The organism is Armatimonadota bacterium (genome assembly GCA_023511795.1).
Taxonomy (GTDB): Bacteria; Armatimonadota; UBA5829; order DTJY01; family DTJY01; genus JAIMAU01.
In genome coordinates this window covers 23,957-37,182 of sequence record JAIMAU010000019.1, presented here as the reverse complement: position 1 = coordinate 37,182, position 13,226 = coordinate 23,957, and the positions used below count along the sequence as shown (strand labels likewise).

Annotated in this window: 13 protein-coding genes and 1 tRNA gene; 5 read left to right on the top strand and 9 right to left on the bottom strand. The window is 48.2% G+C overall.

The annotated features are described in order from the left end of the window. A partial coding sequence (locus K6T99_11570) for a lytic transglycosylase domain-containing protein (protein MCL6520457.1) occupies positions 1-545 on the top strand: 545 nt, incomplete at its 5' end. A gap of 70 nt (positions 546-615) precedes the next feature. On the opposite strand, the gene K6T99_11565 is transcribed toward K6T99_11570, so the two are convergent. Together K6T99_11565 and K6T99_11560 are read right to left on the bottom strand one after the other, a co-directional pair. Then, positions 616-807, bottom strand: coding sequence for a hypothetical protein (locus K6T99_11565; protein MCL6520456.1), 192 nt, complete (start codon positions 805-807; stop codon positions 616-618). Between the two features lie 393 nt (positions 808-1,200). After that, positions 1,201-1,278: transfer RNA gene (locus tag K6T99_11560), tRNA-Pro, on the bottom strand. A gap of 232 nt (positions 1,279-1,510) precedes the next feature. On the opposite strand from K6T99_11560, the gene K6T99_11555 reads away from it, so the two are divergent. Then, positions 1,511-2,056, top strand: a complete 546-nt coding sequence (locus tag K6T99_11555; protein ID MCL6520455.1) for a 2-oxoacid:acceptor oxidoreductase family protein — start codon at positions 1,511-1,513, stop codon at positions 2,054-2,056. An 8-nt stretch (positions 2,057-2,064) separates the two neighbouring features. Here K6T99_11555 and K6T99_11550 read toward each other — a convergent pair whose 3' ends face one another. Continuing rightward, positions 2,065-2,877 carry a C40 family peptidase gene (locus K6T99_11550; protein MCL6520454.1) on the bottom strand — a complete coding sequence of 271 codons (813 nt, stop codon included), beginning with the start codon at positions 2,875-2,877 and terminating at the stop codon, positions 2,065-2,067. Positions 2,878-3,119: 242 nt separating this feature from the next. Between K6T99_11550 and K6T99_11545 the strand changes: the two genes are divergently transcribed. The 3 genes from K6T99_11545 (at position 3,120) to K6T99_11535 (ending at position 6,706) form a co-directional block, all read left to right on the top strand. Next, the gene (locus K6T99_11545; GenBank protein MCL6520453.1) at positions 3,120-4,661 is read left to right on the top strand and encodes a YifB family Mg chelatase-like AAA ATPase; all 1,542 of its coding nucleotides are present in this window, start codon (positions 3,120-3,122) and stop codon (positions 4,659-4,661) included. 425 nt (positions 4,662-5,086) lie between these two features. Next, positions 5,087-6,496 carry a hypothetical protein gene (locus K6T99_11540; GenBank protein MCL6520452.1) on the top strand — a complete coding sequence of 470 codons (1,410 nt, stop codon included), beginning with the start codon at positions 5,087-5,089 and terminating at the stop codon, positions 6,494-6,496. 45 nt (positions 6,497-6,541) lie between these two features. Continuing rightward, positions 6,542-6,706, top strand: a complete 165-nt coding sequence (locus K6T99_11535; GenBank protein MCL6520451.1) for a hypothetical protein — start codon at positions 6,542-6,544, stop codon at positions 6,704-6,706. A gap of 29 nt (positions 6,707-6,735) precedes the next feature. Here K6T99_11535 and K6T99_11530 read toward each other — a convergent pair whose 3' ends face one another. The 6 genes from K6T99_11530 to K6T99_11505 form a co-directional block, all read right to left on the bottom strand. Continuing rightward, positions 6,736-7,611: a carbohydrate ABC transporter permease gene (locus tag K6T99_11530; protein ID MCL6520450.1), complete on the bottom strand. Its 876-nt coding sequence runs from the start codon at positions 7,609-7,611 to the stop codon at positions 6,736-6,738. Continuing rightward, positions 7,604-8,770, bottom strand: coding sequence for a sugar ABC transporter permease (locus K6T99_11525; GenBank protein MCL6520449.1), 1,167 nt, complete (start codon positions 8,768-8,770; stop codon positions 7,604-7,606). The genes K6T99_11530 and K6T99_11525 overlap by 8 nt, the downstream gene beginning before the upstream one ends. Before the next feature lie 30 nt (positions 8,771-8,800). Beyond that, a complete protein-coding gene (locus K6T99_11520) occupies positions 8,801-10,144 on the bottom strand; it encodes a sugar ABC transporter substrate-binding protein (protein MCL6520448.1) in 1,344 nt (447 codons plus the stop codon). Between the two features lie 58 nt (positions 10,145-10,202). After that, on the bottom strand, positions 10,203-11,291 hold the full coding sequence (locus K6T99_11515) for a phosphodiester glycosidase family protein (protein MCL6520447.1): 1,089 nt from the start codon (positions 11,289-11,291) through the stop codon (positions 10,203-10,205). A gap of 222 nt (positions 11,292-11,513) precedes the next feature. Further along, the gene (locus K6T99_11510) at positions 11,514-12,722 is read right to left on the bottom strand and encodes a cation:proton antiporter (GenBank protein ID MCL6520446.1); all 1,209 of its coding nucleotides are present in this window, start codon (positions 12,720-12,722) and stop codon (positions 11,514-11,516) included. A gap of 22 nt (positions 12,723-12,744) precedes the next feature. Continuing rightward, positions 12,745-13,206 carry a universal stress protein gene (locus tag K6T99_11505; protein MCL6520445.1) on the bottom strand — a complete coding sequence of 154 codons (462 nt, stop codon included), beginning with the start codon at positions 13,204-13,206 and terminating at the stop codon, positions 12,745-12,747. Positions 13,207-13,226: the final 20 nt, after the last annotated feature.

Here is a 13,226-nt window from a genome sequence, read left to right as displayed (position 1 = left end):
AACAAGAAGAGAAACCTCATACTTCACCCAAGGACCCAAAAAGTTATCTGGCAACGCGTCAGACTCGCGGTATCAACCTTTCCAGCCGCGCAATGGAGGTGCTCGATCCCTATCGCCGGGCAATAGCAAGGTTCAATCCTAGGCTGTCACAGTCGCAATTGGATACAATCACAACTAGTATTCTGGCATTCAGTGAGAAATATGGGGTAGATCCCAGACTTGTGGTCGCGATTTTCCTCGTTGAATCTGGCTTTAATCCAGCTGCGACGTCCCGGTGCGGAGCCATGGGAATTGGCCAACTGATGCCCGGGACAGCTCGCGGTTTAGGCGTGATAAACGCTTATGATCCCGTGCAAAACATCGAAGGCTCTATAAAGTTGATCAGCGGCCACTTGGCGAAGTACGGGGATCTAGCATTGGCACTATCGGCATACAACGCTGGCCCAGGCGCAGTACGCAAGTATAATGGGGTGCCGCCGTACCGTGAGACACAGAACTATGTCAAGAAGGTCAGTGCCATATACAGAGCTTTGTGCGGCAAGTAGTCCTTTATCACCACACCAAGCGCTAATCTGATTACACCGTTGCTATGCCGTCGTGTAACTCGACGATAGTCTACTCGTGATTCTTGTAGACAATCAGAACCGTATAACTATAGAAATCGTGTACACCTGCTGGTCCAAACTCAGTGGTATTTATGCTGACGATTGCGTCTTCAGCAAGCTGAGCCACAAAACTATTGATCTGTTCGTGGATTTTCGGAAGCTTGTCAACTGAGTTAGCGTGAAAGATCTGAGCCTTAAGCAACTACCATCCCCCCGTTCTGAGAGTAGCCCCTTTTAGTGTGTTCAGCGCAGAGACTGAAGATTCCTGCAAATAAGTGAGCTGTCTTAGGAAAGCTGTCTGAGGAAGCCAATAATTGACATTTCATCTCTCAACCGAAGAGTGCTAGAAGTAGGATATCTGCCCCACAACGCACTACTGTCCAACACAGCCAAATTTCATCTGTTGCAGTGCCTGGGACAAGCAATTAGAATATTGGCTTTCACCACTGCATAAGACGCGCACAAGAGGCTAAGCCCTTCATTGACTTGGAGTTGGAATGAAATGACAGGCAGAATCGTGCAAGAACAGTGGAGGGTCCGTAGACTTGTCGAACCGTCTGGAAATCTCGAGAAGGACTGGCCGGATTGTGATGACTGGTCGGGGTGGCCGGACTCGAACCGGCGACCTCGTGTTCCCAAAACACGCGCGCTAACCAAACTGCGCTACACCCCGACTACGCTAATTATACCACTTCCGACAAAGAAAATCAATGCCGATATTTATCTTGTTTGACTGCTTCTCAGTATTTATCCTACAATAAAGCAAAAGCCAACGTTGTACTTGCCACTTCCGACTCAGGGCTACTGGCGGTGCCTAAGGCAAGTAAAAATGGCTTCACTCCAATCTTGACTTTTTGCTAAGAAACCGCATTCATTAACCGGGCGGCGCGTTTGGGAGGCAAGAAATGCATGAAGAAGTAATCATGGCGGGGACCGGGGGCCAGGGGATTATGATAATGGGGCAGCTTCTCGCCCACGCAGGTATGACTGAAGGCCTAGAGGTCGTTTGGTTTCCATCTTATGGACCAGAAGCCCGAGGAGGTACTGCCGACTGCACTGTTATTATTTCATCTGAGGAAATTGGCTCACCTATTTCTGCACATCCCGATACCCTTATTGGAATGCACCAGTTCCTCTTCAGCAAGTTCCAACCATGCGTCAAGCCGGGGGGGCTATTATTGGTCAACAGATCGCTAATTGACCTCTCGATAGTTCGCGGTGACTGCAAAGTCTTTGCCATCGACGCCAACGTTCGCGCAGAAGAGTTAGGAAACATTCGCGTGGCAAATATGATTATGCTTGGAGCCTATGCGGCGCTGACTAAAGTTGTTTCCTTAGACTCGCTTATTGATTCGCTAGCCCAGGTGCTGCCTCCTCATAGACATAAGTTCATTCCGTTGAACAAACAGGCGCTTTTAAAAGGCGCAGACTTGGCGGCAACTGTACAGTAGCCAGTGGCCTAATTTCCAGGCATTCGCCGTGCACCCCAATAGTTTTGGTCGTAGGGATGGTCGGATAAGTTGTTTATCGTTACACCGACTGCCCCGCCCGATGAATGAATGAACGTGCCATCGCCGCACGCCATTCCCACATGAGTGATTCTTGATTTATCCTGTCCTCCGGCGAAGAATACCAAATCTCCTGGTTGGAGGTCGGTCTTTTCAATAGGAATCGCCCTTGGATCCTCCGCCTGCATATGAGCATCTCGAAGAAGCTTGATGCCATTCAAGCGGTAGACAAGCTGCACAAACCCTGAGCAATCAATGCCGAATGGGCTAGTGCCTCCCCACAGGTAAGGCACACCCAGAAAACGCTTTGCTGTGCGCACCAAATCCTGGCCGATGGGCCCGATGGGTAGCGGTTGTTCGCCCGCCGGACGTATCTCGATATCTTTGGCATTTACCCATGCCTGAGCGCCGTTGGGGAGACGAACCCGCACAAATTTTTCCTCGATTCCCAGGAGTTCGAGGCTGGTAGTAATCACCAAAATTGTCCAAATTTCGGCATCCGGGGCTGGCTCTTTGAGCGCATTAGTAAAAAGCGAAGTCACGATTGCCATGCGCGAAGGGTTCGGGATATTCCGACTGACCCATCGGCTTTGCACCCAACCATGGTAGGTATCCCACGTTTGGACCCAAAGCCAATCGCCTTCATCCTTCTCAATTTTCACCGGCTGTCCCATTATAGCCTGGGTTACCTGTTCCGAATCTGTTTTCTTTTCAGCAAACAGCCCTGTGACATTTTTAATTATTACTCCATCTGCGTTTTGCACGTTAACCTCCGAACAAAACTACCGAAAACTTTGTTCTTAATTATACGCCTATTTTTCTCTCAATGCCATGAGACAAAACAATAAATTGCAGATATTTTTGGAATTTTGCCATTGCAACGCTCTACCATATACTGCTATAATGCCCCAACTGTTTCCTTGCCTGAGGAGTAATCCATAATTCTTGCCATTAAGACTTGCCATTTTGAGGGCAGGCTTCTTAATTTCTATGCCGGAGGTCACCCATGCTCGTTCGAGTAGATTCAAGTGCAATACTTGGAGTAGATGCCTACGTTGTCGAAGTCGAAGTGGACGTTGCCATGGGAAGTCCCTCTTTCACCATTGTCGGCCTCCCTGACGCCGCTGTCCAAGAATCTCGCGAGCGTGTTCGCGCTGCCGTCCGAAATACTGGCTATGATTTTCCTTGGAACAAGCGCGTCACTATCAACCTTGCACCGGCAGACATCAAAAAGGTTGGCCCGATTTATGATCTCCCAATTGCCATCGGAATCCTCGCTGCAAGCGGACAAGTATCGTTGGAATCGCTTCCAGACATGATGGTCGTGGGCGAGCTCTCGCTGGATGGCCTTGTGCGATCTGTTCACGGCGTCTTGCCAATGGCTTTGGCGGCGAAAGAAGCTAAGAAAAAGTACATGATTGTTCCCGAAGCAAACACTTACGAGGCAGCTGTCGTTGAAGGGCTAGAAGTTTACCCCGTTAATTCCCTAATCGACGTGCTCCAATTCATGGACGGCAGCAGGTCATTTGACCCTGTGAAACTAGACCCCTCCAAGTTCATGCTCGACCAACCTGGATTTGATATAGATTTCTCCGATGTAAAAGGCCAGGAACACGTAAAACGAGCGCTGGAAGTCGCCGCTGCTGGCGGACATAATATTCTAATGATTGGACCTCCGGGGAGCGGCAAGACCATGCTAGCCCGTCGAATTCCAACAATTCTGCCCCCAATGACTCTGGATGAGGCGCTCGAGACCACAAAGCTTTTCAGCGTAAGCGGACGAATGGATTCACAATCAGCTTTAATAACAACCCGTCCTTTTCGAGCCCCACACCACACAATATCGAACGCTGGACTGAGTGGCGGCGGCTCATACCCTGTGCCTGGAGAAGTGAGCCTTGCGCATCATGGTGTCCTATTCCTTGACGAATTGCCTGAGTTCCGTCGAGACGTGCTAGAAACCCTTCGCCAACCGCTGGAAGATGGAACTGTGACCATCAGCAGAGTAGCCGGCTCTCTCACCTATCCGGCGAGGTTTATGCTTGTCGCAGCCATGAACCCCTGCCCTTGCGGCTTTTACTCGGACCCAACTAGAGCTTGTACTTGCAATCCAGGGATAATCAATAAGTACCTTCAACGGATCTCAGGGCCATTGCTCGACCGAATAGACATTCATATCGAGGTGCCACGTTTAAAAGACCAAGAACTAATGAACCACCCGACCGGCGAAAGCTCAGCAACAATCCGTGCCAGGGTAGAGCGCGCCCGAGAAATTCAAAGGAAGAGATTTTCAAACGATGGGAAAGGCACATTTTGCAACGCCCAAATGAATGGCAAACAAATACGGAAGTTTTGCACCCCAAAAGATGATGTAAAAGACCTCCTGCGGACAGCTATCAACCAGCTCAACCTCTCAGCGCGCGCCTACGATCGAATTCTCAAACTCGCTCGGACGATTGCAGACCTAGAAGGTGTTGAAAACATTGCACTGGCACATGTTGCAGAAGCTGTTCAATATCGCAGTCTAGACAGGAAACTTTGGGGCTAAAAAGGGGTTGTCGCCAACGAGAACTTCTGCAATCGTAAATTTAGACGCTAAGAAATAAAGCATGCGATTTTCATAATGCTGTATAAAAAAGCGAAGGCATAGTAAGCTACGGCTTGCTGAGAGGCAGAATGACTCCAGGCCATATCCCCTGACCTTTCAACCTCCGCGGCATCTTCGAGCCCCGAGAGACCGCACGGCAACGGCAAGTGCTGTAGACAGAAGTACCGGCAAGGAAAAATCAAAGCTAGCACAAAGGGTTCGGCTCTACATTAGTTAAAACTTTAAAAAACTGCTATTAGGTACTCAGCTATTGACAGATTACCTGCTTAAGGCTAGAATGCAAAAAGGTAGGTTTTGGTGGGTCGGCATACTACATTCGAGAGCCAGGAGGCGAGCTAATTGCGCGACTGACGGGCGCCGGAGAGATGAGGTACTATCACTTCGGCGCACTTGGGTCGACAAGACTGCTTACTGACAGTGATGGCAACATCACAGATGAGTACACATACGATGCCTGGGGGGAGCTCATGGAGCATATCGAGCATACAGGCTCCACTGACCAGCCCTACCAATTCGTAGGGCAGTTGGGGTATTATACTCACGTCCAGGATGCCAACTTGCCCTTGTTACAACTCGGCATCCGCTTCTACGACCCGGAGGTTGGAAGGTTCGGGCAGAGGGATGCTATAAAGCAGGTGCTATCTATCTACGCTTACGCTCTCAATGAACCCCTTGTATACTCTGATCCAACCGGATACAAGGTCAAATGCGTAGGGAAAGGATTGCTCAAAGAGACCTGCTTAAAGTATTTCTGTACAATCTTCCCTGAAAGCCCGACCTGCGACGGCGCAGGTACGACTGCATGCGACAGGCCTCAAAATGATACAACTCAGTGTCAGGATTGCTGTGATGTTAAATATGCTTGCTGTATGCTAATCGAAGGATGGCAATCAGGAGGACAAACCAAATGCTACAATCAACAGGAGAATTGCTACGAAAAGTGTGTATCTTTATACGGATGCGAAAAAATGAAAAAACGAAGTTGGTCTACGGTATTTTTGCTGCTAGCGGTCGTCTTGCTGTTTTGGAGTGGCTGTCGTAACAATGGCGTAAAAGTAGACAAGCAGGGAGATAACCGTGGCTGCAAACGGGATAGCGTAAGACACCTTAACCCGGTGATGCAGGATTACACACGTGCATTGGAGCTATATAAGGCTGGGCGGATTGAGGAAGGGATAGCGTTGGTTCGTAAGCTTAGCACGCGCGAGCTTCGTCTTAGACCTGAATCTGCATATAGGGATTATGACGCTTTTACTCATTATTATGCCAGCCAAGTCATGCCTGCAATGTGGACGCTACGAGAGATCTACAGAAGGAATAGGGAGCATGCGGCTGAGCTCAGCCGGACTGGGAAGCAAACATTAGCCTTGCAGGTGCTTCTAGTCAACTTGGACATTGCACGACAAATAGTACACGCTCAGGTGCCAAATACTTTAGAAATAATCAATGGCACCGCATTGTGGCTCTGTACCTGGAAATTGGTAGCAAAGGAACTAGAAGCACTTGGCGACATGGATAGCGCGCGTGCTGCGACTTCATGCTCGAAGGCTGCAAGGAGATTCGTTGATAGACACATAACCCCAGTGGTTGACAAGGGAAAACGTCATGTAGAACAAATTAAAAAGCTGAAGGACAAGTCAGCAATTGCCAAGATGGAGAAGGATATGTTGCAGGAAGATTTGCGGGATTCATACAGACTGATTGAGTTGTGGGACAAGGAGATTCTCAGCACTGAATGCAAGCAACTTATAAGAAAATTGAAGAAAAAGAAATGATGTAACGACAAAGTTGAGCGGGACGGGTCAGGGAATCCGCTTAGGATGGTGGATTCCAATGGCACGACGTACTACTCATACGACGAAAACAGCCGGCTTGTGGCGGTGACATATCCTGGGCAGGCGCAGATAACCTTCGGGTATGACTGGGTTGGCAACCTGGATAGTAAGAAGTATGACGTGGCATCCCCGAAATTAAACATTTGCTGAATCCAAAAGGCTCTTCCCGCCTCTGCCAATCAGCCTTTCAGCCCCTGGAGCTTGATTCCCTCTACAAAGTATCTCTGATTGAAAACAAAAAGAAGCAACACCGGGATGAGCGCAATCACAGAAGCAGCCATGAGCTGAGTGTAATTCGTCGCATGCTGGCCAACAAAATAACGCAGTCCAATCGGAAGCGTCCTCGGTGCCTCGGTTACTGTTACAACCAAAGGCCACATGTAACTTCCCCAAAATCCCATGAAAGTGAACGTCGTCAATGTCGCCAACGCCGGCTTGGCAAGCGGCAGAATAATCCCCGACCATATCCCAATATAACCCGAACCGTCAATCTTCGCTGCATCTTCAAGCTCCACCGGAAGACCCATAAAGAATTGCCTGAGCATGAATGTCCCATACGCACTAAACAACCCCGGGATGATGAGCGCTTGATATGTGTTGATCCAACCTAAGTGCTTCATTATCACAAAAACCGGAATCATTGTCACAGAACTCGGTATCATCATCGTTGCAAGATATCCAAAAAAGAGCTTATCACGTCCAGGGAAGCTCAGCCTAGCGAATGCATAAGCCGCCATCGAACTTGTCAGCACCTGGCCAAATGTTCCAACTACCGCTACAAATATGCTTGACAAGTAAAGCCTGAAAAAGTTGATCTCCCTCCAAGCATCAGGATAATTGCCCCACCACGCACGAATTTTCTCACCATTTATAACTGTATCCCGCCAGAAAAAATGCTCAGGAAGGAATTTAATCGCACCGGTAGCGGAAAATACCTCGTGAGGCTGTTTGATAGAAGTAAAAACCATCCAAAGAAATGGAATAATCATTGTTATTGCGCCAATGCTCAAAACGATGTAAAAGCCAACTTTTATACCCAAACCTACCCTATTCATAGGTCACCACTTTTCCGCCAAGCTTCCATGTGAGAAGAGTTATCACAAGTATCACGGCAAACAAGAACCAAGCTATCGAGCATGCATAGCCCATATTGAACTTCTCAAATGCGGTTTGGTAAAGATAATACTCAATAGTAGTGGTGCTCCCAGCTGGCCCACCGCCCGTCATGACGTTTGCAATCATGAATCCACCTTGGAATCCGCCAATAATGCTCATCACTAAAATAAAAAATGTAGTTGGGCTAATCATTGGCCAAGTGACCGCCCAAAACTTCTGCCATGGACCAGCACCGTCTATCTCAGCCGCCTCATAATACGAGCTTGGCACCCCCTGAAGCGCGGCAAGATAAAGAATCATGTTGTACCCGCCAAGACCACCCCAAAGGCTCATTAGAATCAAAGATGGCTTTGCCCATTGAACTGTCCCCAGCCAATCTGGCGGTTCGGCAAAAAACATGCTGAGCGCATTATAGAATGCCCTGCCATATATACCGATAAGAATGAAAATGCACGCCCCAGATGCAAACATTAGCGCTCGAAACAAACCTTCGGGCCAGGTAAACCGAATTTTCTCGGAAAGCCACTGCAAGAACGCCAACAAAGCCGCTATTAATCCAATTACAACGACGCCAAAAATGAGCGCCGCAAATACCGTTGCGCCAATTGCAACAGGCTTTTTTGCGAAAATGAACGCGCCCACAAGGCGTATGGTTTTGTTGATTAGACCAATATCGCTATTATAAAGGTACTTCCACAGTATCAATAGAGCGACGCCCGAGCATACAGTCGGCAGAAAATAAATCGTACGAAACACAACGATTCCCCGCATCCGCTGATTCATCATCAGCGCCACAATCAGGCTGCCTGCCATGCCAATCGGAATCCCTGCCATAAGGTAGACAGTATTGTAGACGTACTGCCAAAAGAATGGGTCGTTCGGCACAAGGCGGCCTCCCTCTCGATGAAACCACAGCAGGTTTTTGAAATTTTCTAGCCCAACCCAAAACGGCTGCTTGAAGATATTCCAATGGGTGAAAGCCATAACAAAAGAAACCACAACTGGAATGCTCGTGAACGCCAAGAAGCCTAGGAAATTGGGAGCAAGAAAAGCGTATGCAGCCAATGCCTCTTTCGTCTTGTAAGATAAACGTCTCATTGATTTAATAAACCCTTCGACTTGTACGAACTAATCCAGAAAATTTGGGTTCGCTAGGTTGCGCCTTATGACTGCGTTTATCTGCCGAGCAATTTCGTCGCATGTCTTATCGGGACTCTGTTCGCCAAGCCACATTTTGTCGAACTCCCGCGCCATTATTGCATCCTGGTCCAATACGTTGATATAGGGCGAGCTTTCGGAAACCCGCGCATATTTCATCTCCTGAATGTGAAGCAGATTGTTCCGCTCGTTCGGATATTTTGGGTTATACGCAAATGCCTTTTCAATCTCTGGGTCTTGAAGCGTTGGTATCCCATCGCCGTAGTTTGCCACCAAAAGTTGATTTTCCTTGCTGAGCAGATGCTTTATAAATATCAGCGCCTCATGCCTATGGCGGCTGGTCTTCGGGATTGAGTAACACTTGCTAGCCAGAAGTGTTACCCTGTTTGGGCCGTGCGGCACGCTCGTCACGTCCCACTCTAGGTCCTTTTGCTCCCTGTATTGTATGCATAACCACCTTCCGGATACCATCATCGCCACCTTCGACTCGCGGAACAAGAGTGCGTCGGTGCCCCATCCACCGGTAGGCGCCATGCTCTGCGCTTCGCTCGGCGTCGGCGTTACATGGTGCTTAAGCCTTAAGTCGGCCCAGAATCGAATGCCCTTCTTTACCTTCTCATCGTTCATTATGCATCTCTTACCATCCGGACTGTAAAGATGGCCACCATACATCCAAATGAAAAACCACCAATCATGTGTGCCAACGTAAATTCCTTTCTGAATGGGCACCTTTCGACCGCCGACTACTTGATATTTTGTAAGCTTCTTCGCCACCTCTAGACATTCATCCCAAGTCCAATCAGGCTTGGGGTAAGGAATCCCAGCCTCCCGAAACATTCTCTTATTGTAGAAAAGCACATATGGCCCGCAGTTCTCAGGCACACCAACGATTTTGTTCTCGTAATAAATATAAGGTTTAAGACCAGGATATAGCTTTTCTATCGGAAGCTTGTATTTTTTTACATAAGGCCGCAGGTCTAGAAGAACATCATTTTTTGCAAAAAGTCGAATGGTCTGCGGATTGTAGAGCGCCATTACGTCGGGCGGGACGCCGCCAGCAAGTTGTGTCAGAAGTCGCTGGGGCTCAGCCCCGGGATCATTGATTACGTGAATGTTCCTATATTTTGACTCAAAAAGCTTGATTTGTTCCTTGCGGATTGGATTTGGGTCTACTACCCAACGAATAACAGTCTTGCCAGGTATTCTTGGATTAATTGTTGCTACTAGATAAACGCCAATACTTATAGTAGCTAAGGCACCAAACGCAATACCCAAAATGCTGATGAGCCGACTGAGTTTGCTTTCATACTCCATTGTGGTTAAATAATAGCGAAGAAATTGGAATCAGCGCAAGAGGAGAAATGCTCTACTATTAGCCGCCCAAGGCATGATTGTGCGTTGGACCTCGAAGCTCTCGCTTTCGACTGCTAGCTGTACTCCCAGCAAGCCACGGCGACTCAGGAATCACTGCCAAATCTTTTTCCACACTTACAACATCGCCGGCTGTCAAAGAATGCTCAATTTCACAGGAAGTTAGCTTTTGAGCTATCCCATTATCCATTGAGATTTCTGCGAAAGATACAGTCGCAAAAGGCATTGTAAGCGTTCGAATTGGCTTTGGCACGGCTGCTGGCTCCGTTGTCGCGGACGGAAGCTGGGCCTTTGTGCGACGGGCAGCAACTGTCGGAGTCGGTGCAAGTTGGCTTTTGATTCTTGCAAACCGCTCAGGCGATTCATAGACTACAATAAGGTTAGTAAGTTGGCGGATTGGATGTCTGAGGACTTTGCCTTCATAGTAGAGAGCTGTCGAACCGCCTCCATCAAGGTTGATTGCATTTACCGCGCCAAGCTCCCTCATAATTTTTGCAAGGGTGCTAAGATATATGGGCTTGCTTACCACCACGAGGAGAAGCTTGTTGGCATTTGTGATTCCAATCGCTGAACGTGGGCTCTTGGTGTAAAGCCGCCTATCGCGGAACCCTTCCGCACGGGGATATACGCCGGCAATGCCATTAGTTACTAGCCTTGGACCTGCGCAAATTAGAGTAGAATATGCCGCCCATTGGTTATCGCCAAGGGATTTTGCCCGCTTGAACTCCACTTTGTTATCTGGAGTGAAGCATATTCCGGTGCCAACGTGCCCAAGTGCAACCAACCTGCCATCAATAACTATATTGCCAACTGGGAATAGAGTCCTTGTGCAGAAATACGTACCCGTAATTGCGGCAGTAGGTTGGAGTCGAGAAAGCATTGAGCCAAAGCCCTCAGTTGTGCCAATGCCACGTTTCGACATCGCGGCACTGATTCGTATATTGGGGCTGTTCAAGTTGGCACTCACCACATGAACTGGAACTCCATGGAGGAAGCGCTTGGTGTATGCTACATTAGTGCCTGCAGCGATCTTTTGGAGCGAGATCGTAGAAAGTAGCCAAACTAAGATCAGGATAATTTCACGTCGCATTAGCCAGCCCTTTTCTTGCTTCTGGATGCTGAGGTCCCGGGCAGCATGCGAAGCTTGTGTCATGGTCTCCCAACGGCTTTTCTTGCAAAGTGTCCGTGGGCCTCCTGACCCTCTGCTCCCATGGCAAGTATATCACACTTTTGTCAAAAAGTCAAGCCGTGACTTAAAGTACCGTCATAATTCCGACAAATTCAGCCCAATATTGCTAATAGCTTGGACAACTTATGCATTGGTTACATCTAGGCTATGTGAGGAGGTTTTTTGGAGTTTCTTTGCAATGCGTTGGAATGCAAGCTTGAGTAAAAATGGTGTCATGAATGTCGTGGCAACTACTACTGCAACGATAGCCGCATACTCGCCAGAGTTCAAAACGCCGCGATCTATTCCCATTTTGGCAAATATAAGGCCAACCTCTCCGCGAGGAATCATCCCAATTCCGACAATTAGGCGGCTGGCACTTGAGCGAACGACACCCAACCCAGCAAATAACTTCATTAACGCTGCAATCACGATAAGCAAGAGGGCAAGCATAGCGATTTGGTTATTTTCAGGATTAAAAGGATTAATATCCTGTAAGCGTACCTTAACTCCAAGCATGACAAAGAACACAGGGATGAAGATATCCGCAAGTGGCTTTATCCTTTCTTGGATATGAGCTAGTTCCTCGGTCCTCGCAAGCACTAAACCCGCGGCGAAAGCGCCCACAATTCCGGCTAGCTGTAGACTTTCAGCAGTAAACGCCAAGAATAAGCAAAATACAAAAGCGCTTATTGTCAGAATACCCCGAGTCCGCATCCTCTGAGCTATTTTAAGCAGGTGAGGCGCAACAGGCACACCCAAAACTATTGCACCGACCAGGAAAACAATTGCGAGGCCCGTCACCTTTACAACCATTAGTGTCGAAAGAGTGCCAGTCACAACAAGACCTGCTACAATGGCAAGGATAATAAGCCCAAGGACGTCGTCTATAACGGCGGCCCCCAGGATGATTTTTGCCTCGGGTGTTTGTAATCTCCCAAGGTCGGTGAGAGTCCTTGCTGTTATACCTACACTTGTGGCGGTCAGGGTTGCGCCTATATAAATTGCTACGTACGTGGAAAGCCCAAGCATGATTGAGGCGAAGTATCCTACTGCGAATGGGCCCGCTACCCCAATCACTGCTACAAGAAACGCAGACCAACCGACTCGCAGGAACTCTTCCAGATCGCTTTCTAAGCCAACTTCGAAAAGGAGGAGTATTGCCCCGACTTCAGCTAAGGTTACAAGAACATCATCTTCTTTGATCCACCCCAATAAGCTACTTCCAAGGATTACGCCAGCAATCAGCTCGCCAAGCACTGGCGGCTGATTTATTCGTTCGGCAAGTTCCCCGAAAACTTTGGCAGCAATTAGGATTAGGATTATACTAAGGATTGTGTGGCTAATCTCCATATTTTAAAGGCTTTCTTTTTTTTTACTTCTCTGCTTCCTTTGGCCTTGCACGTACAAGCAATACAGGTGCTTCTGCGCCTCGGAGTACCTTATCGGCAACACTTCCATAAACCCAACGCTGGAACCCAGAACGCCCATGCGTAGACATAACAATGAGCTCTATGCCCGCTTCCTTAGAAAAATCACATATCTGCCCTGCGGCATCCCCCTGCCTCACTATTTTGCGGACATTGATACCCTCATCCTTAATGTTTGTTGATATTTTATCTAAGTATTTATGGACTTCTTGGGCTTCCGCTTCTGGCTCAAGAACCACATTCACGACCGGTCCAACAATGCCGGGCTGTGAATAAATTGCAACCGGTTCGATTACGCTTAATAAGGTAATCCTCGAATCGAATTTTTTAGCCAATTCAACCGCATAAGGGATTGCCTTCTCCGCCAATTCCGAACCATCCAATGGCACAAGAATTTCTTTGAACATGCTAAGCTCCTTTCCGCAAA